This is a genomic window from Spirosoma validum, from assembly GCF_014699035.1.
GTDB classification, from domain to species: Bacteria; Bacteroidota; Bacteroidia; order Cytophagales; family Spirosomataceae; genus Spirosoma; species Spirosoma validum.
The window spans coordinates 25404-46443 of sequence record NZ_JACXAA010000005.1 but is presented as its reverse complement, the minus strand read 5'-3'; the positions used below and the strand labels follow the sequence as shown (position 1 = coordinate 46443).

General features: G+C 48.8%; 12 protein-coding genes. 3 read left to right on the top strand and 9 right to left on the bottom strand.

From position 1 onward, the window contains the following. Window positions 1-21: 21 nt before the first annotated feature. The 7 genes from IC230_RS14685 to IC230_RS14655 form a co-directional block, all read right to left on the bottom strand. On the bottom strand, window positions 22-1083 hold the full coding sequence (locus IC230_RS14685; protein ID WP_191039797.1) for a Gfo/Idh/MocA family protein: 1062 nt from the start codon (window positions 1081-1083) through the stop codon (window positions 22-24). A gap of 134 nt (window positions 1084-1217) precedes the next feature. Continuing rightward, window positions 1218-3728 carry an L-rhamnose mutarotase gene (locus tag IC230_RS14680; protein WP_191039796.1) on the bottom strand — a complete coding sequence of 837 codons (2511 nt, stop codon included), beginning with the start codon at window positions 3726-3728 and terminating at the stop codon, window positions 1218-1220. A gap of 108 nt (window positions 3729-3836) precedes the next feature. Beyond that, window positions 3837-6617 (bottom strand): glycoside hydrolase family 2 protein, encoded by a 2781-nt coding sequence (locus IC230_RS14675; protein ID WP_191039795.1) that lies wholly within the window; start codon window positions 6615-6617, stop codon window positions 3837-3839. A 139-nt stretch (window positions 6618-6756) separates the two neighbouring features. Further along, the gene (locus IC230_RS14670) at window positions 6757-7692 is read right to left on the bottom strand and encodes a glycoside hydrolase family 43 protein (RefSeq protein ID WP_223860660.1); all 936 of its coding nucleotides are present in this window, start codon (window positions 7690-7692) and stop codon (window positions 6757-6759) included. Between the two features lie 38 nt (window positions 7693-7730). Continuing rightward, entirely contained in the window at window positions 7731-9146 is a 1416-nt protein-coding gene (locus IC230_RS14665) for a glycoside hydrolase family 140 protein (protein WP_191039793.1), read from the bottom strand. A gap of 218 nt (window positions 9147-9364) precedes the next feature. Continuing rightward, entirely contained in the window at window positions 9365-10780 is a 1416-nt protein-coding gene (locus tag IC230_RS14660) for a RagB/SusD family nutrient uptake outer membrane protein (protein WP_191039792.1), read from the bottom strand. An 18-nt stretch (window positions 10781-10798) separates the two neighbouring features. Then, entirely contained in the window at window positions 10799-13975 is a 3177-nt protein-coding gene (locus tag IC230_RS14655) for a SusC/RagA family TonB-linked outer membrane protein (RefSeq protein ID WP_223860659.1), read from the bottom strand. 348 nt (window positions 13976-14323) lie between these two features. On the opposite strand from IC230_RS14655, the gene IC230_RS14650 reads away from it, so the two are divergent. Continuing rightward, window positions 14324-15619: a nucleoside hydrolase-like domain-containing protein gene (locus IC230_RS14650; RefSeq protein WP_191039791.1), complete on the top strand. Its 1296-nt coding sequence runs from the start codon at window positions 14324-14326 to the stop codon at window positions 15617-15619. A gap of 171 nt (window positions 15620-15790) precedes the next feature. Here IC230_RS14650 and IC230_RS14645 read toward each other — a convergent pair whose 3' ends face one another. Beyond that, on the bottom strand, window positions 15791-16342 hold the full coding sequence (locus IC230_RS14645; protein ID WP_191039790.1) for an RNA polymerase sigma factor: 552 nt from the start codon (window positions 16340-16342) through the stop codon (window positions 15791-15793). A 253-nt stretch (window positions 16343-16595) separates the two neighbouring features. On the opposite strand from IC230_RS14645, the gene IC230_RS14640 reads away from it, so the two are divergent. After that, on the top strand, window positions 16596-17360 hold the full coding sequence (locus IC230_RS14640; RefSeq protein WP_191039789.1) for a DeoR/GlpR family DNA-binding transcription regulator: 765 nt from the start codon (window positions 16596-16598) through the stop codon (window positions 17358-17360). 200 nt (window positions 17361-17560) lie between these two features. After that, entirely contained in the window at window positions 17561-18079 is a 519-nt protein-coding gene (locus IC230_RS14635; protein WP_191039788.1) for a VOC family protein, read from the top strand. A gap of 65 nt (window positions 18080-18144) precedes the next feature. Here the strand turns inward: IC230_RS14635 and IC230_RS14630 are convergent, their stop codons facing one another. Next, window positions 18145-20901 carry an alpha-d-galacturonidase gene (locus IC230_RS14630; protein ID WP_223860658.1) on the bottom strand — a complete coding sequence of 919 codons (2757 nt, stop codon included), beginning with the start codon at window positions 20899-20901 and terminating at the stop codon, window positions 18145-18147. Between the last annotated feature and the right edge of the window lie 139 nt (window positions 20902-21040).

The following is a 21040-nucleotide window of genomic DNA, read 5'->3' as shown; positions in this document are numbered from 1 at the left end:
GTTGAAGAACCCAACATCACTTCATAAACCGTGGGCTTTCAACACGTCCTGCACCTTCACCGGCTGGCCGGTTTGCAGGGATTTGTCCATCGATTGAAGCAGGGCAACCGTACCGATTCCTTCCCGAATATCTGGGTGCGCTGTTTGGCCAGATTCGAGGCACGTAGCGAAATAATCGAGGTAGTTCTGGTACTCACCGGCATGGTGACTTTTGCCCTCGAACCGGAAATAATGCTTCAGTTTATGTTCCCAGGTCTGCACAATCTCCTCGCCGGTGTTGGTCGTGATGGCATAGCGCAAATCCATGTAATCGGCCTGACTGCATCCTTCCGTGCCGCGCAGAATGCAGCTCATTTCAGAGTCTCGAACGACCGGCTGCACGGGGCCGGTGTAGGCACCACTCACGCGGGCGATACGTCCGTCGGTGGCTTTGAAAATGAAGTGCATCGTATCGGCATTTTTCAGTCCACCTTTTAAACCGTTTGAACTGAGCATGCCGTAGCCCATAACCTCCTCAATATTTGGCAAATACCAGCGAATGAAATCGACCGGGTGACTGAGGCCACCATATAACCATTTGAACGCGTTTTCGAGCGACCACCCTTTGTCCAGAAACCACCGATGGTCAGCGTGGTAATAGCCTTCGATGGTAATCAGCTCACCGATCAGGCCTTTTTCAAAATCACTACGTTGCTTTTTCATCGGCTCGAAAAAGCGGGAACTCTGCCCCACGAACACCTTTTTCCCGGTTTTCTCACTGATGTCGATAAGTTCTTTCGCCTTCGACAAGTCATCAATAAACGGTTTGGTACAGACCACGTGTTTGCCATGAAGTAGCGCCTGTTTGGTATGTTCCGCATGGAATTTGTCCGGCGTGTAAATCGCGACAACGTCAATCGTTGGGTCGTCGAGTAAGTCCTGGTAATTTGTGGTATACCTCTGAAAGTCAAACTCCTTAGCCCGTTGCTGGCACAGTTCAATCTTCTGGTCGCAGACCTTGACCAGCTCATAATTCGGACTCGACAATGCCGCCGACATTGTACTACGTCCCTCGCCCAATCCTAAAATGCCTAATCGTAACATGGTTTGTCTTTATCAATTTTTTCTGTCATCCCGACGCAGGAGGGATCTTCGGGCAACATATTATTTTAGCTATTTCCGAAGATCCCTCCTGCGTCGGGATGACAGAAACACGTATTGAATGGCATGACAAAAATCTACTGAGTTCTCTTCAACTCCACCCACACCTCGCCCGGTTTTGTACCGGAAATGCCTTCCTGATAGTTCTTCATTCGGGCGTTCCACTCATCGACGCGCGGATTGTTTTCGGTGGTTTTGGGATTCAGTTTGTCTAAACTTTCGCCTTTGGGAACGCTGATGACCAGCATCAGTTGTCGGCCGTTTCTGAATAAAAGCAGTTGCTGAAAATTGGCGTTACAAAACCCGTTGGCGACTTCCGGCCATTTCTCATACTGCGTCGCGTGGTAGTCCAGATACTCGTTCTGGAGTTTGGGATCGGCAACCAGATTGGCCGTTAAAATCGTGTGACCCCATTCGCTAGCTTTGGTGTTGTTGCCGCAACGATCGCGGTTGAACTCGTAAAAAAGATCGTAATAGGTCCTGATCGTCGTGCCAGGAAAAGCGGCCTGCAACCGCCCGCTAAGCACGGATACATCCTGCACTTTATCGAAAACGACGTAGTGATTTCCCCATTGATACAGCGATTCGGGATTGATCTTTGTACGAACCAAAACCGCTTTTAATTTCTGTATATCAATGGCTTGGTTTGCATTAGCAACCAGCTCAACGATGACCGGATTTTCTTTGTTGATGCCCCATTTCGGATCAGCAGGCGTTTTGGCACGTAGCAGATGTTGGTACGGTGACTGAATGCCCGCGTTCGTCCTGATGCTGTCGGCCACCTGCGGACCGTTGTGCATCCATACGTTGTTGGGGCCGTTGGCATTTTGCAGGTATTTCTCCGACGGTGCCCAGTTGTCTTTGATTGTAAAATACGACGAACCTTCGTCGGTGTACAGGTAAAACCAGTGGGCCGGAAGGTGCGCATACGGCGCTTTGTAAACGCTATCAATGTAATTCTCCGCGATGATCGAACCGGGTTGCGCCGACAAGGTGTAAATGGCCGCGGCATCGTACATGTGCTTGGCGAAGTGATGAATTTTGTTCGCTACTACGGTATTGTTCCGCATGGCGTTGATGGTACGGGTCCAGCCCCACCCCATGCTGATGCCGCTGTACGATACGTTGCTGATCTCGTTGTGCTCGATGGTGATCCCTCTGACGTAGCCCGCGCCAATGCCCACGCTGCCCCAGTCTTCGTTCGTTACGTTGGTAATCAGGTTGTTGTTAATGAGCAGATTGCTACACACTTCCCGTTCATCGGTAGGATTGTAAGGCAGGTGAATTTCAGTAGCTTCATCAGCAAAAACACCCGCCTGAATACCCGTCCCGCCAATGTCGCGGAACAGATTTCCCCGGATAACATTGTCCTGAACACCTTTGTGGTAATCCAGTCCGGTGGCCGCCATGTGCTCAAACTGGCAATTCTCGAAACTCGTATGATTGGCAAAGTTCACCTCAACGCCTGCTGCCGGACGACCCACCCACGCCTGATTTTCCAACGACTTTTTGTCAGGTGTTCCTGGAATTTTTAGCTTGTAGGCATCCAGCATGTACAGTCCCGCCTGATGCGGCACGTGCCCCTGTTGCGACGGTCGAAGCCAGCCCGTATGCTGAAACGCAATTCCCCTGAACGTTACATTGGAAACAGCATGGTCAATCGTTCCGGCGACACGTACCAGCGTTTCGAGCGAGGGCGCGATTACCTGTGCCGTTGCCAGATTTTCGTTCGGGCGAGGGATGTAGTAGATTTTTTCGGCTTTGGTATCCAGAAACCACTCGCCGGGTTGGTTCAGGAACTGAATGGCGTTGCTTAAGTAAAACGCCGAGTTACCGGTTTCTTTCGAAATCCAGGGCGCAGGCCACGGATGTTCGGATTGAATCCGACTTTCGGGCTGATGGAACCAAAGTTTAGCACTATCGCCCTGCACATCAATTCGTTTGACACGCAAATTGGCAATGGCCCACCACTGATGAATGAGCATTTCGAGGCCAGCGGCTTTCGACAAATCACCGAATTTTGGTGTCGGAATCCAGCAGGTTTGTTCCAGTTTATTCCACGATAAAATCCGGTTCATCAATGGGTAAGGCGTGTCTTTGACACGAGTCGCTTTCTCGCCATTGACCCACAATTGCCGAAACTCAATTACCTGGTCACCGACTTTGGGCGCATCCGCTATCCAGACTTTCCCAACGGCTTCTTTGGGTAAACCTGCTACGTTACCGTTGACCTTTTTCCAGCCTTTGATGGATAAGCCACCGCTTAAAATGGGCTTTTCATGCGGAGCCGCTTCAATAATCGTTGGGCTGTTGGACGTACCGGAATCTTCCGGACGAATAAAAACGGGCTCACTCAACGCATACAATCCGTTACGTAGGTAAATGTGCGCTCCCTGCGTAACGCTCGGATCGGCTAACCGACGTAGTTCGCGAATCTTACGTAACGCCAGTTGTAAACTAGCCACAGGCTTCTCTTTCGTCCCCGCATTCGCATCCGACCCATCCGGCGCCACCCAAATCTGGGCTTCCTGCGCGAGAGTGAGCGTGGTGAGGAAGGATAAGAATAAAGTGGCGAGGGTTTGTTTCATATAATGGTTAAACGGCATTTTGTCATTCCGACGCTAGGAGGAATCTCAAAGTCGTTTATAGTCAAGTTTAAAATTCTTCCTATCGTTGGAATGACAAAAAAAATAGAATCACTTCCCCGAAAAGTCAAAGTATAATGTCAGTTCTTTGGCGCGGGCGGGTTCTTTTTCGTAATCGTAAAACGCGTATTTATGCCCCATCGGACCGGTGGTTTCGTTACGTTGGGTTTTAGTGCCAATACTGCTGATGCTCTGCATGAACGAAATATCGCCCGATGGAAAAATGGGTTCGTAGTTGTGCCACTGATCGGTTTTCCAGGCTGGTGTGAAAAGCCGGAAGAACACGTCTTCATTCTCAGTGGCTACAATGAACGGGTTACCTGCCGCTTCGAATCGGCACCAATACAGGTTGGCGTGGTAGCCTTTGAATTCGGGATAAATCAACGGCTGCTCGCCCGTTTCGGTGTTGTTATACGCTTTACTCCAAACGCCCAGCGTGCCCCCTTTCATCCGGTTTTTCCAGACGCGATACGGTCCTTTTCCCATCCATTTGACCGCTTTTAGTTTGGCTTCGGGAAACGAAAAATTGACGCCATTCAGAAAGGTGAAATAACCATCCGGAAAATAGCGCACCTTCATTTTTACCCAGCCCGACGGATAAATGGTCCACTGTAACGTATTGTAAGCGGTTTTTCGGTCGAAGGTCGATTCGATGATGAGATTTTTGCCGTCAGTCCGTTGCGTAAAGCTTTTGAAGTTATTGGCGGCTTCCTGCAAAATCGGGCCATTGGTCAATGGAATTTGCCCCTTACTATTGGCGACCTGACGTAGTATGCCATTCCGTTTACTGATCGCCAGTTGAATCCCGTTGGTCGTTACGTTGTAGAGCGAGTCGGTTTCGGTAAGCGTTACGTTGCCCGCCCCTTCGGTTTTGACCAGCTTGGTGATCATCTTGTTGGGCAGCGAAATCGGAAAACTCCACGTAAACAGCTCCCGTTTGTGCGGATCGGTGACGGTAATGTATAGCAAATCAAAATCTTTCCAGTCGGTGGGCAGATTGGCTTTCAGTGAACCTTTTTCGAAGGGCTTCAGGTTAGGGGCCATCACTGAAAATGGCTTCCCGGCCTCCTGCGACTCAGTAAATTTTACCAGTTTTCCCGTAAACGAACACTGGTTGGCGTTGGTGAAATGGTAGCGATTTTCAATCGGGAACGTACCGTCGAACGTAGCGGTGATTTCCCGGCGCTCCATCTTGATCGGCGACCAGACTTCCTTGATCGTAAAGAAGCTACCTTCCTTTTCGCGGTACGGCCCTACGATGCCGTCGGCTCCGCGATTTTTGTCGGTGTCGAGTGGTCCTTTGCCGTTGTTCAGGTCGGTACGCACGACGCCCTGATCGGCGAAATCCCAGAGAAAACCACCAGCCGCCAAGGGCTCGTGCCACATCGCTTCCCAGTAATCTTCCAGACCTGCACCGTGACCGCCGTCATACATACCGTGCAGAAATTCAGTCGGTAACACAATGGAATGACCGAGATTGTAATTGCCAATGCCGTAGTTGAACTCGCGATAATGCTGCGTATCGAAACCACCGAAATCCTCCCAGGCATGAATCACATGCCTTTTCTGAATGTCTTCTTTGGTAAAAAGCGTGTCCAGCTCGTAGTTGTGTCCACCCTCATTCCCGTTGATCCAGAGAATAACCGACGGATGATTGACGTCGTGCGTGATGAGTTCATGCAGGAGTTTGGTTCCGGTGGGCGTATCGTAATGACCATGCCAGCCCGCCAGTTCATCGAACACAAACAGACCGAGCGAATCACAAACGTCCAGAAAATGATCGTCGGGCGGGTAGTGCGACATCCGAACGGCGTTCATGTTCATGTCCTTCATCAGGTTCACGTCCAGAATGCTGATGTCTTTGCTCAGTGCCCGCCCTGACGTAGGCCAGAACGAATGGCGATTCACACCTTTTAGCTTGATTTTAGTGCCGTTGACGTAAATGCCATCCCGTTGCTTCACCTCAACGGTTCGGAAACCAAAGAACTTCGTTACGACGTGAACGGGTTTTCCCACCTGTAACAAACTGAATTCAACTTTGTAGCGATTCGGTGTTTCGGATGTCCACAACAATAAATTCTGTAATATCTTCGTCAACGTAACGGTTTGGTTACCCGCTCCCATTTTTGCCGTAAAGGGCGTACCGACTTTTTGCCCGGACGTAGTGAAAATCTGCGCCGATATGTCTGTGGCTTTACCCGACGTATTGAGTTGAAGTTGCGCGGTGAACGTGCCGTTTGCTTTGGCGTTGATCGCTACGTGGTCGATGTGTTCGGCGGGGAGAATTTCCAGATAAACAGGTCGAAAAATGCCACCAAAAATCCAGAAATCACCTTTGCGTTCGGCTTCATTCACGGATGCATTGGCCGAATGTTTGGATACGGTAGCTTCCAGCAAATTGCCCGAACCGTAGTTCAATAAATTCGTTACGTCGTATTTGAAGGCATAGTACGAACCCTGATGCGTTGGCCCCGTTGACTTGCCGTTCAGCTTTACCTCCGTATCGGTCATCGCACCTTCAAATACAAGATTGATTCGTTTACCTTTCCACGCTGCCGGTGCCTGAAATTCGTATTTGTAAAGTCCTTGCTCCTTCCCTTTCACGCTGTCTTTGGCGAACCCGTAATTGTACTTTCCAAAGCCCTGCAACTCCCAGTTCGACGGCACCGGAATCATGGTCCACTTTCCCGAATTTTGCCCCGCCGTGCAATAGAATTGCCAGTTTACGGTGTTGTCGTTCCCCGTGCCAGACAGGTAGCGTTTTTCCGTTTGCTGGGCTTTGGAGAGCTGAGCGAGGGAAACGAGAATGAATAGTAAGAGCTTATATTTCATTAAATTCTACAACTGTTTTTTGTCATGGCTCCGGCCACCCGGTCCGACGACAGGAGGAATCTTCGAAAATGGAAACTTTCTAGGCTATCAGCGTAGATTCCTACTATCGTCGGGCCGGGTGGCCGGAGCCATGACAAATTCACTTCAATAACCCCTTTAAAACCTTCTTTTTCACCTTAAAAATCGTACCGTGTTTATGTCCTTCAGGCACTGAAATTTCCGACTTCACATCAGTGAAGGTTTTGAAATCACGGGTTCGGACGGCATCATACGATTTGTCCTGATACGAGTCGAAATAAATCAGCCAGTCGTCACCGACTTTAGCAACGGATGGTCCTTCCGTAAATTTCTTTGTGAAAGGTGCCGATACGTTGGTGAAGGGTCCTGTTGCTTTATTGCCAAACGCTACTTTGATGTTACGTTCCGGGCGGGTGTTGTCTTTCAAAACCAATACGTAATCAGATGACTTACGCTTGACAATCACGGCGTCAATTACACTGAATTTCGGATCGAGAAAGAGTGTCGTAGGAGTAAAAGTCTTGAAATCTTTAGTCGTTGTGTAATACATCCGATGGTTGTTCTTCTCGTCTTCGATGCCCCGCTCAAATCGGTTGGGAATTGTTGACGCCCAGATGATCACGAATTGGTCGGCTTCGTCGTCGTAAAACAGTTCGGGCGCCCACACATTCACCGTCGTTGGTTCGTGTTCCATGACAGGTAAAAATCGTTCTTCCGACCAGTGAATCAGGTCTTTGGAACTGGCGTAACCGAAACCTTTATCGTCCTTCCAGCTACTCGTCCAGACCAGATGAAACGTACCATCTTTGCCTTGAGCAACTGATGGATCGCGCATCACTTTCTGATTGCCAATTTCGGGCTTTAGAAATGTGCGATTCAGATCCGTCCATTTGTAGCCGTCGTAACTGTAAAGCAACCGAAGTCCCTCATTGGCCGGTTCATGAAATGAGCTGAACATATAGACATCCTTCGAGCAGGATGTTAGGCTGAGTAAGGCCAGAATGGTCAAACTTAGCTTTGACAAACCGGGCCGCCGGGCGGTTTTAAACGTTGTCAAAGCTCTAAAACGAGCGATGATTGAGCAGATTATGCGGTTCATTTCTTCTCAATGACTAAAACCCAATCGTTGCCGTTTTTCGGTTCGGCGGGTGGGTTGAATTCCTGAACGCTTTTATTTGCTACGTCGCCGATGGCGGTCGTTTTTCCATCGCGTGGGCTGAACCAGGAAGCGGCTACGGCATCGCCGGGAAGTTTGCCCATGTTCAGCTTGATGTTACGTCCGGTGTAGGTATATACCAGCGCGTAGTCCGGTCCTCGACTGGCAACTAAATAGTCGTACTTACTTCCCTGATTGGCAATCAGTGACTGACCGGGAACGCGGTCGAAAAAGGAATGAGCAAGCATCAAATTTTTCAGGTGAATCATTTGGCCAGCACCGGGTGCGTCGAGGGCTTTTGTCCAGTCATCGATGGCGCCGAATGAACTCTTTTTGTCGCCTTTTTTATAAAACTGCATGATCGAGTTATGCCCGTAGGTATACCCAAATGCACCGGCCAAGACCGACCAATATCCGTATCGGCGCACATCGTCAGCGGTCCAGCGTGGGTCTTTTGGATTGTGCAGACCGTAGGGAATCTGTTCGTACGAGGGCTCACCGTCGATGACAGGTTTGGTGGGTTTTAGCACTAAATCGGCCTGCATGTACCGCCAGTTATCTTCGCCGTAATGCCAACGATCTTTAGCTGACGTATCCTGCGCGTACGACTTATGCCCCGACTGCACCATGTTAAAGTCCAGCCAGGGTTCGTTATGAAACCACTCCGACGAAGACGCACGTCCGCGGGGATGAAACGTAATGAGGTGTGTTGAATCGATTTGGTTGATCGTTCGGCCAATGGTCTTCCAGACGTCCAGCGAGTCACTGCCTTTTATGTCACCCCCATCGAGCCAGATAATGTTCGGTCGGTTTTTATACCGATTGGCGATGAATTCCGCATACGCTTTAGCGCGCTCCTGATTGACGCGTTTACTTTTGACATTGTTCCCCCAGAGCGGTACCAGTGCCATGTAAATACCTTTCTCAGCCGCTTTGTCGATCACAAAATCGACGTGATCCCAGAAATCATATTGAGTTGAATCGCTGAAAGAAGACCCTTCGGTAAGTTTAGGGGTGGCAATGTTTTTTCCGACCAGCGCCGAATCACCGTATACGTTGGCTGCCCCCAGTGTGTGCAGCACCATAACCTGCACTACGTTAAAGCCTTTCTGCTTCCGATTTTCGAGGTACTTCTCAGCTTCCTCGCGCGTCAACCGACCGAATAGTAACCAGCCCGTATCACCCAGCCAGAAAAAAGGTTTGTTATCGCCAACAGCCAGAAATCGTTTGTTCTCCGATATGGCCAACTGACGCGAATCCGGGCCTTTTTTATCGTTTTCAGACGTACTACACGCGACAGCAATGAGGACTAAAAAAGCGTAAGGAAGTACTCGTTTAAGATTCAGGTTTAGCATGTACAAAGAATGCGTTTTTTCAGGGTTGTACTCTGTATGATTTTTTCGGCGGTTTGTATGATTTTAGCAATCACTCTGAACCGGTGGCATTTAATGTGGTCGAGTCCGAAAACTAGTATCCATCAGAAATATGACCCCGATGGGATCAAATGTCTATAGCAATTATTCTCTCTATAAACATTTGACTCCATCGGGGTCATACTATGTAATATGATAAATCAATACCCCGCGTTTTGCGAAATGGCTTCGTTCTGGGTCCGCACAATTTGCGGGATCGGCCACAACAGTTTCATCTGCGTAATGGCTTTCCCTTTCGCCGTTAGCACCGGAATAGCGCGGTTCGTACGCTTCAAATCAAACCAGCGGTTGAACTCAATGGCCAGCTCTGTCCGGCGCTCGTGTTCAATCGCCAGATCAAGCGTAGGGTATTTTGCCGTTGGATACGTAGCGTCGCCGAATTTAGGGAGCTTCGCTCGGGTCCGTACCAGATTCAGGTACGTAGCGTCGCCAGTGGCTTCAGTTAATAACAGCAGTGCATCGGCATAACGTAACACCATAAAGTTGTTGTTCGACAGTGGGTTACCCCCTACCTGGGTTGCCTTCGTGTCTGTCCATTTGATCGGATATTTCTGATTAATGAACGTACCGGCGTTGTTATACCCAAGCGCAATCGAAACATCCCGACGCGGATCGCCTGTTTCGTATTCGTTATACAAATCGTCGGTAACCTGGTTCATGCCCCCCCCGTAAAAACCCAGGAAGTTGTTGTTCGGGTAGAATGTCTGGTAATATCGACTAAAGGGTGCCGACGCATTTCCGCCAAGAAACTGAATCTCAAAAATGGATTCTTTCGTGTTCTTCACGCTGGGTCCCCACAGGTCAGAATAGTTTGTCAACAACGAATACTGGTTGCTGTTGTACACTTCCTTCAGGACGGTTGCCGCCGAAGTTTTATCGCCCAGGGTCAGATATACTTTTCCCAGCAATGTCTGCGCGGCTCCTTTCGACACCCGACCTGGCATGGTGATTGCCGACGCCAGAGGTAGTTTCTCAGCCGCGAAAATGAGGTCTTTTTTTATCTGATCATATACGGCGCTGGCGGGTGAACGTAACACACTGTAGCTCTCTTCACCGGTAAGTGGAGTCGTTACAATCGGGAGATCACCCCACAGTTGAACCATGTTAAAATAGTACAGAGCCCGCAGGAACATCATCTGTGCTTTTACGCCATCTTTATACGTAGCGCTCACGTTGGCACTCTCGATTCTGTCCAATACGATGTTTGCATTGAAAATCGCTTTGTAGCAATCCTGCCAGAACTGATAGACCATCGTATTGGCAGTGGCCAGGCTGTAATCTTTAAACTGCCATTTATCGGCCTGAATCCCCGAAATATTGAACATAATGGCGTTATCGCTCATCTGTTCGTTGGCGTAGGAAACGGGGCCTTCCGGATGATACACCGTGTAAAGCGATGCATACGCTCCATTGACGGCCAATTCAAAATCGTCGGTAGTTTTGAAATTATCGGCCGTCGGATTCGAGAGTGGTTTCAGATCGAGAAACGACTCTTTGCAACTGCTGGACAACAGCCCGATGCAAAGAACGGTAAATGTTAGTTTTATAACTTTCATGAGAATGCTCTTTAAGATTTATAAATCGACTTTCAGGCCTACCGTAACAACACGTGGGAGCGGATACGAGCCGTAATCAACACCGATGAAGGCTCCGTTTGGCGCATTACCCGACGCATTCAGGCCGTTGCCTCCGCTGGAATAATTGCTGGCGCCGTAGGTCGTATTTTCAGGATCGTAGTTGGTGTATTTGCTCCACAGATACACGTTATCAGCATTAACATACACGCGGGCAACCCGAAATGGTGTTTTGCTCGTCAGCGACGTTGGCAGTGTATAGGATAACCGAATGTTTTTCAGGCGAGTAAACGAAGCATCTTCTACCCACAGGCTATGAAACTGATCCTGCAAACCCGTCAGTCCTAACGTAGCGCGGAAATGTGTGCCGTCACCAGGATTGGCTTCCGACCGCCAGCGATTGTCGACACTCGCAAACATGTTACGTCCGTTGTTCCAGAAGCCCAGGTACCGGAAATTCTGATTGACAATTTCGCCACCGTAGGTTCCCTGCAACAGAAACGAGAAATCGAAACCTTTGAAGGAGACCGTGTTGGTCAGACCCGCCGTGAAATCGGGTTGAAAATTACCCATTGTCGTGCGGTCATCCGTCGTAATTTTCCCATCGCCGTTTACGTCCCGAATAATCGGATCGCCGGGTTTGGTCGTGCTATAGTGTGGAGCCGCATCGACAGCCGCCTGGTTTCTGAATACACCATCCACGACGTAGCCAAAGAAATTGGAAATGGGCTGACCCACTTCGGTTTTCACCGCCACGACGTAGTCCGTGTAAATGATCGGCGCATTTCCAGGACCCAGTTGAAGTACCTTGTTGCGATTCGTGCTAAAGTTAAAATCCGTCGTCCAGACTACTTTGCCGGTCGTATTTTTCGTATTCAGATTCAACTCAACACCCCGGTTCTGCATCCGGCCAATGTTGGTCAGCTGAGTCGAGAAACCGGAAATATCGGGCACCGGTACGTTCAGCAGCATGTCGCGGGTAACCGAGTTATAAAACTCCGCCGACAAACCGATTCGATCATTCAGCACGCGCAGGTCAACACCAATGTTTAACTGATTGGTACGTTCCCATTTCAGATTCGTATTGGCAATATTGCCGATCGTCAGCCCGGAAGCCAGTGCGGAACCCGATACGTAGTTGGTAGCCCCAAGTAAGCTAATAGCCCCGTAGTTAGGAATTTGGTTGTTCCCCGTCTGTCCGTAACTGGCCCGTAATTTCAGGCTGGACACAAACTTGACATCCTTTAGGAAGTTCTCATCGGAAATCATCCAACCCGCCGAAACGGAGGGGAAATAACCCCAGCGTGTATCCGTCCCGAATCGTGAACTACCATCCCGACGAATGGCGGCTGTCAGAAAATATTTGTTTTGGAAATTATACTGAGCCCGAGCCAGATACGAAATCATGGCCCATTCGGAAGCCGTACTCGATCCACTCGTCACGACGCCCGCGTTTAGGGTTTCAACCAGATCGTTCGGAAAACTCCCCGACGTAACGGTCGCGAACTCATCGCGTTGCTTCTGGACTGAGTAACCCGCCAGTACGTTCAGACTATGGTCGCCAAACTGTTTATCGTACGTCAGCGTATTCTCCGACAGCCAGTTCAACATGTAGGATGTTTGTACGTTTCCTTCAGCAGGCAACAGACCCGAGTAGCCATATCCCTGATTTTTAACCCGGTATGAGTTCAACCGCGTATTGAACAGGTTGCCGCTGATGCTCGTCCGAAATTTCAGGTCAGGGATGATACTGTATTCCGCAAAGGCCGTTCCAAGCGTATTAAACGATTTGTTTTGCTTGTGGTAAAAGCGGGTCAGTGAGTACGGGTGCCAAAGATTCAGGTCGTTATAGGCAATGTATTTGCTCCAGACCGAATTCGGATCGCGGTAGCCCAGGTTGCCATTTTCGTTATAAACCGGGAAGATCGGGTCGCTTTGGATAGCCAGACTAATTACGTCGCTTTTCCCCTGTGTTCCTTCGGTGCGGTCAAAGATGGTCGTTGCGCCTAGGTTCAGCCCAAGCGAAAATTTTTCCGATACCTTATGTTTGATGTTCGTACGTAACGATAAGCGTTTGTAGTAGTTTTCATCCAGAACAGCCTGCTGATCCAGGTAAGCGCCTGAAAATAAGAACTGTGTTTTCTCGGTTCCGCCCGATACCGAAAGTTGCGCGTTGTGCGAAGGCGCCACGCGGAACATGACGTCCTGCCAGTCGGTGCCATTGCCAAACTGCTGCGGGTTGTTGATAAAGTCGTCTGGAATACGATACGTCGACGGACGGACGCTGTTTGGATCAGACGCTTTGTTGACGGCCGGATTCTGATCGACCCAGGCGTTGTTGTGCGCATCAATGTAATACCCAATCCACTGCTGCGCATTCATCATTGGCACTTTACGTGTGACCGTCTGAATGCCATATTCATACCCCGCGCTGATGTTGGTTTTACCGGGTTTCCCTAGTTTCGTCGTGACCAGCACAACCCCGTTGGCGCCACGCGATCCATAAATAGCCGCCGATGATGCATCTTTCAGAATATCGACTGACTCGATATCCTGTGGGTTGATCAGGTTTAGGTTGAAGTTTTCGAGCGGAACGCCATCGACGACAAACAGCGGGTTCGTACCAGCAGTGATAGAACTCACCCCCCGTATGCGAATAATGGGCGAAGAGCCCGGTGCACCTTGCGCCTGCGTGATGTTTACCCCCGCGACTTTACCCGCTAACGACTGCGTTACGTTGCTGAACGAACGATCTTTGAACTCATTGAAACCCACCGATGCTACAGCACTGGTTATGGCCCGTTTACTCTGCGTACCATACCCCACCACGACGACTTCATTCAGTGTCTTGTTCGACGGCAGCATCGATACGTCGATCACCGATCGGCTGTTAACCGGAACCTCCTGCGTTTCAAAGCTGATCGAGCTAATGACCAGTACTGCGTTCTCTGTCGCAGAAATCGAATAAGCGCCGTCCTGATTCGAGATGGTTCCGTTTTTAGACGATTTTACCAGAATCGAGGCACCCGGTAGCCCTTTTCCTGTTTCATCCGTGATTTTACCCGTAACCGTAACAGACCTTCCCTGCCCAAAAATCTGAGCAAAAGAAAAACAAAGCAAAACAAAGACCAGGCCAACTCGCCAGGATCGTCGATAGGGTAAAGATGGGCTCATCATAGTAGAATTATCAGTGAAATAGTCAATACAATCATTTTATATTGCCAAAAATAAGTAAGCGAAAGTAGTTGAACGTAGCCGGGCAACTTTCCTATACTTTCCTATAAGATATTTCGTTTTCTTTCTTTTATTTTGCTTTTTCTAATAAAAGTCTTTGGATTATATTCATACAGGCTCTATTGAGGCCTTTTTCTCTTTGTGCTTTGTGCCTCTTGGCAACTGATAGTACAATCAATATTATTTTCAGAGCAACCCGTAAAAAATGGGAAGTACAAGATGTGTCGCTCCAAGCGTCGTCCTCTGGCAACCCGTTCCGTTGTATTCAATCGATAAACCCAAAATCAAAAGATGATTAGTAGAAAAATTAGCCTGATGTGTCTGCTCACCTTTTGTCACATTACGCTACTGGCACAGCAGCCGGTACCGGTTAAGCCGCGTATCATCATTAGCACAGACATTGGCGGTACTGACCCTGACGACAATCAATCCATGGCTCATTTTCTGATGTATAGCCACATGTTCTCCACCGAAGGGCTTATTTCTTCCCCCTCTTACGGAAACGGAACCAAGCAGACTATTTTAGAAATGATCGATCTGTACGAAAAGGATTTGCCCAAACTGACAAAGCATCAGAAAGGCTATCCATCACCTGGTGCTTTACGGGCCGTATGTAAACAGGGGAAGCATGGCGCAGCGCCTTTCGTCGGTTATACCACGGCTACCGAGGGATCCGACTGGATTATCACTTGTGCGAGAAAGGCAAGCAAACAACCCCTTTGGATACTGGTGTGGGGCGGTGTGGAGGATTTAGCTCAAGCGCTACACGACGCTCCCGATATTCAACGTAAGATCAAAGTCTACTGGATCGGTGGTCCCAATAAAAAATGGAGTGTCAATAGCTACTCTTACATCGCTCAGAATTTTCATGATCTGTGGTTTATTGAAGCGAATGGCTCTTACAACGGCTTCTTTTCCGATAAAGACGCACCCGATAGTTTAAAAAACCGCAATTACTATGATACGTACATCCGGAGTGCCGGATACCTTGGTAAGGATTTTAAAAATTATTACAAAGGCAGCATTAAGATGGGGGATACACCTTCCTTGCTCTATCTGATGGATGGTGATCCGGGAAACCCCTTTAAAGAATCCTGGGGTGGTAGTTTTGAAACGTTTACTCATAGCCCACGAATCGTTTATAACCGTACCACGACCCTTGCCGATACCGCGACTGTTTATTCAGTGGTGGAAATCCATTTGAAGGGTCCCGAAATAAATATTCCCGCTGATTCCGCCTGTTTCACGATGGCTGTTAAAGCAAAGATTGGCGAGCAAAAGTGGGATGGCTTCTACCTGGGCAAGGGTAATTATGGGATCAAGTATTCGCCAAAACAAGCTGAAACGTTAGCCTACACGATCACCTCATCCATTCCCGGATTTCCAGAACAGAGCGGCCAACTCGTCGTGACCAACCAATGGCCTGGTAAAATCCGTTCCGGCGATTATGCGTTAGGTGCTAACTGGTACACAGATCGCGCTAATCCTGCGCTTTTCGATGGCGTACAGCAAGGAGGAAAAACCGTGTTAAAATGGCGGAGAGACGTATTGCTGGATTGGGCAAAGCGCTGGGCATGGCTGCAATAATATCGTTGATCAACAGATAAAAAATCACTGATAAATTCTGGGAAGTAAACACGCTCAAATCTTGTGCGCAATCGAAACGGAGGTTAAATCAGCTGGTTGAGTTCGCTAAGTCAACTATTCTGTGGAGTACTATTGAGGAATCTGACTCCACAGAATGGTTGACTTGATCGTTTACGTGGCCTGTTGTTGAGCGCAAAAGCGCTGAATCTTCTCCCGACTACGCTTGAGCCGCATCTTCACAGCACTCAGACTCAGTTGATGCATCTGGGCCAGTTCGTCCAGGCTTATTCCTTCTTCATATTTCTGACGTAGCAGGACCTGCTCTGCTTTAGACAAACTAGCCAGTGCCTGATTGACCAGCTGCGTGGCTTCCTCTTGTAGAGCTGCCTCCTGACTTTCTGAAACCTGCCCGTTGAGTTCTTCATCGAGAGACGTCGTTTGAAGCCGTTTCGCCAGTCGGAGCTGATCAGCACAGTAGTTGTAAGCAATGGAGTTAATCCAGGTTGATAGACTGGAGCGTTGCTCGAACGCATCGAGTTTATGAAAAACCTTAATAAAGATGTCGTGGGTAAAGTCCTGAGCTTTTTCAGAATCTTTGGTCATAGACAGACATTGCCGGTAGACCTGATCAACGTAGCGGTTATATACTGTTTCAAGAGAGGACTCCGCTTGTTGGGGTATGTAGTGACGAGTTGTGACTCCGTCAGCAAGTACTCCATTCATGATGTAAGTAGATGGTAAGTTAAATGATGCATTAACATTTAATGTATCTACGTCAATTTACGACCAAAAGGATTTCAGGAGATAAGAAAATATTTACCAAATTGATTAGACGGTATATTGTTGCCGTCTAATCATTGGTATTGGTTAGGTTAGGTTATCTTTCATTTAGTATCGATTCGGTATGTTTTGTGCTATAGCACAAAAAAAATTTCTTTTCCTTACTTTTGGCTGACCCAGAAACGAAAACAGACTTATGCTACCGAATCAACGTCGGGATAAAATACTTGAATTACTAAAAGAAGATGGCTCGGCTAAGGTGATCGACCTGGCCCGAATCTTTAAAGTGACGGAAGTAACCATTCGTCAGGATCTGGAAAAGCTGGAGAAGGATGGACTGGTCACCAAAGAGCATGGCGGGGCCTATCTTAAAAACGTTGAAGATCAGGTCAGAACGTTTTCGCTAGGTAATCAGGAGAACATTGACAAAAAAGAATTGATTGCTACCAAGTGCCTGGAGTTCATTGAAAGTGGTGACAGCATCATTCTGGATTCGGGCTCGACCACAACCGAAATTGCCAAAAAATTACGCGGTTACAAAAACCTCACCGTTATCACAAACGCCCTAAACATCGCTCTGATTCTGGGAGCTGAACCGGGTATCGAAGTCATTATGACAGGTGGCGAGTTCAAGCCCCCTACCCTTTCTCTAACCGGTCAGAAAGCCGCCGATTTCTTTAAAGGAATTAACGTGCAGAAGTTGTTTCTGGCAACGGCGGGTATTTCCTTAAAATCAGGATTAACGTACCCAAGTATCAGTGACCTGGTCGTTAAAAAAGCCATGATCGATGCGGCTGACACGACGTATCTGGTCGCTGATTCAACCAAAATCGGTAAAAGTGCCTTCGCCAGTCTGGGCGCTCTATCCCTGATTAATTACATCATTACCGATGCCAGCATCGAAGAAAAACATAAACAGGTCTTTCACGATAACGAAATCGAACTGATCATTGCAACGTAGTATAGAGATCCACTAATAAGGCGACCCCGCCTTTCGCCGAGACGGACCGCATTCAGCGCAGTCATCATTAAAACGCCCGTAGTTGTTGCACAACTCCTGGATTGGTCGCAAACCGCCCTCATATTGACGCACATACCCCTGATGCCACAAACCCATCCGTTTTAACTTTGTTCTACCACTAAACCAAGTGGTAAACAAACATGACCAGGATTAACAACCCCATCGCCGGACTAGAGCTGGCCCAAATTGGCTGGGTAGTCCCCGACATTCACACTGCCGTAAAGTTCCTGACAAACGCGTTGTCTATCGCTGGCTTTCCCGAACCGGAACATATCCGCGCGCAGGATCTGGGCATGACTTATTACGGCCAGGCCGTGGCTGGCGAATGGCTGACCACGCAGACCTACAATGGCAGTGCCTTCATCGAACTCATCCAGCCTGTTTCCGGCCAAAGCATGTTCCATGATTACCTCGCCCGATATCCGACAGGCGGCACACAGCATCTTGCCTTCCGTTTGCCAGTAAGCGATTTTGAACGGGTCACCAGCGAACTGCGCGAACAGGGTTATAGAATCATTAGCGAAGTCGACCACTCCATTGCACGAATGGCTTTCTTCGACACCTACCAAACGGTGGGCGTTGCCACTGAAATTATGGGCATCAAGCCGGAGGGATGGGCCGCCATCGAACAGATGCAACACGACGTATCAAAGAAATAGTGTCAGGTAAACTAGTGACCTGGCAGATGTTTTCTATCAACGATACGTAGCATTCAGTATGCTGCTTACTCAAACAACCAGTCGATGTTCTTCTTGTTTCCGGCAAGACCCGCGTCGAAAATCGGGATTTCCTGATTCCCGTCCATAAAGCCAAGTAGCAGACAGACTCCTTTGCCCAGATTCAGTGTGTGCTGACCGGGCTTGAACGAATACGCGTGTACATTAATCGGGGGCAGTCCGTCGACCAGTACGGCGTTCGATATTTTGATTTCCGACTGACCATAATCGTTGGCGCTAGCATCGGTTTCGAGTTCGGGAGCAGGCAGATATGTCGGTTTCTTCTCGTTGAAAAAGCCGATCAGCAGTTTCACAGGTTGTGTAGTCGAAAATGTCAGACTGGTCCTTTCCGACTGCTGTTTTGCCTTCGGAAGTTTCAGTCCTTTCAACTGCTTAAATTCAGGTGCTACTTCCTTGATGGTGACCATTGTATCCGTAAACACGCGCTGCCCTTTTTCCAGCGAATACGTTTCTACGCGTGGACTTTGTACCGTAACGATCGCGGGTTTCAACAGCAATGGCTGTTTGGCAACGGTATTCGTAACGGATCTCAGCGAATCAATCGAGTGTTTGAAATGACTCAGTTCTTTCTGATAAACTGGCAGCATTTCGGCCCAGGTTATGTACGTAGCATCAACGCCCCGCATGGGAATCTTGCGCTGTTTCGTCTGCATGCTGTTGGCATACAGGTACGTATCTTTCGTAAGATTCACCAGATCAGCGTAGTGTTTGACGCTGCTTTCCAATAAGGGCACGGCTTTGTCCAGATCCCGAATATCGTTGGAATATTTGTATCGCAAAATGGCTAAGGCCGCCCGGGCTTTCTGCGCGTAGAAATTCGCCATGGCATTCTGACTGTACACGTCATTTTTCAGCCGCGTAAACTCTTCTTTATCTTTTGTGACGGCACCAGCGGCTTTGTCGATGGCTTCCACGGCTTTTTTGCCGTGGACAATCACCTCATCCGCTATTTGAACAGGTGTTTCGCCAATGTGTTTTTCGTGCTTCCAGTCCTTCTCGGCGTATTCTATAAGCATCTCGCCTTCAGGGGCTTCTGACTCGTAGAGCAATGTAAGTAAACCATACCGGAATGGATTGATAAGTTGGGTCATCAACATGCCCAGCGTTAGTGTCTGGCGGTTGCCGTCGGTGATGCCGTAACGACGTAGCAGCTTCGGTGAAATCTCGCCCGTTTGCTCGTAGGCTTCCAGTACGTCTTTACCTTTGTCCAGTGGTAACCCGTATTTTTCCGCCAATTGATTTCCCCAATACGTGACTTCTTCGGGTCGACCCCGGCCAGCTTTCCAGGCGTAGCGTGCCCAGGTTTTGTACCAGATCCAGTCTCGGTCGAGCTGGAGTATGCGCGGGTTTGTTTTATCGGCCGTGTAGGGCCAATCCCAGTAGGAAGCTTGTGGATACAAGTGCAACCCATTGGCGCCATACACGCTGTGCATCGCCTGAACCGACTTCTGAATGAAATCAGCGGAACCGTAGCGGAAGGGCTCCAGGTTCGCCAGAATGTGTACATTTTCAATCTGTACTGTACCGATATTACTCAATGTCCGGTGCAATTCAGCCCACTTCCCACGAGGTTCATAAGTAGTGAGTGCTTCACCGTTGAACTTGGCTTCGGTGTATAAATTTTTATACAACGGTAGTGCGGCTTTCATGACGCGGGGCGCATCCGTATCGTGAGCACGTAGCACGAGGGGCGGTTCCTCGGTTTTCCCGAGCACTTTCAAACCATCTTTTACGCCTGGAATAATCGTTTTGGTAAACCAGTCGACATCATCCTGCCCAACGCCTTCCATCGCTTCACCCAGGGCAATCAGCAACCCAACATTCGGGTATTTCTCCACAAACGCAGCAATTGACTTGCGGGTATAATCGGCAATGAGCGGAACAATCGGGCGGTTTCGGTCCTGGGTTTTAATGTTATGATGCTCGGCAAAGGGTTTCGAGACGATGATATTGTAGAACATCTGGATCACCCAAACACCCCGTTTATCAGCCTCTTCGGTCAGGAACCGGAACATTTCTTCGTTCTTTTTGAACGTAGCATCGTCTACTTCAACGGCATAGGGATACTCTTTCAACCGGACCAGCGACGCAAACGGATGCCCGTTCCACAGATACAGCGAGTTATATCGGTTCTCGACCATCATATCCAGATACCGAATCCACAGCGCCTTGTCGTATAACCACGGAAAGGTTTCGGGTGTATACGGATATTCGTACACGTCGCGACCGGGCAGATATGTCGGTTTCTGCACCCCGATACACGTACCGCGAAGCACCATTTCGGGTTTATCACTCAGACGAATCGTCTCGGGAAGTTTACCCGTTTCAGCTACTTGGTCCGCCAGTTCCATGCAGCCATACAAGGCACCCGACGCATCAGCACCAGCAACAAGAATTGGTTTCTCGCCTTCTTTCCGAATCGAAAAACTTTCTTTCCCTGCTTCTTTACCAGTTGTCAGCCCATAACGCGACGCTGTTTGTTTCACTACGTTATCGTCCCATAAACCAACAACGATTTGCGACGAATTAGTACTCTGCTTCGCTCCTTGCGAAACGGTAACCTGATAACCGGCTTTTGTCAGAGCTTGTCGTAGTTTTTCAGCACCAAACGTAATGCGGGCGTGGGGCGAAGCCGGTAGAACGATGGTAACGGTCTGATTCTTTTTCTGCTGCGCGGTTGACGGTTGCAGAGCAAGAAAAATCAGGAGGGATAAAAGCGGAAAGATTTTGGCGTATCGGTTCATGTCGGGGTTTGGGAACGCAATCGGTTATCCCAGGTTTGAGAAAACTAATTGGTATAACTAAGTGTCGTTAGGCACGGCCTGTCAATAGCTAAAAAGTGATTTTATTACGATTTCACAGCGCCGTAGGTGCGACCTAAAT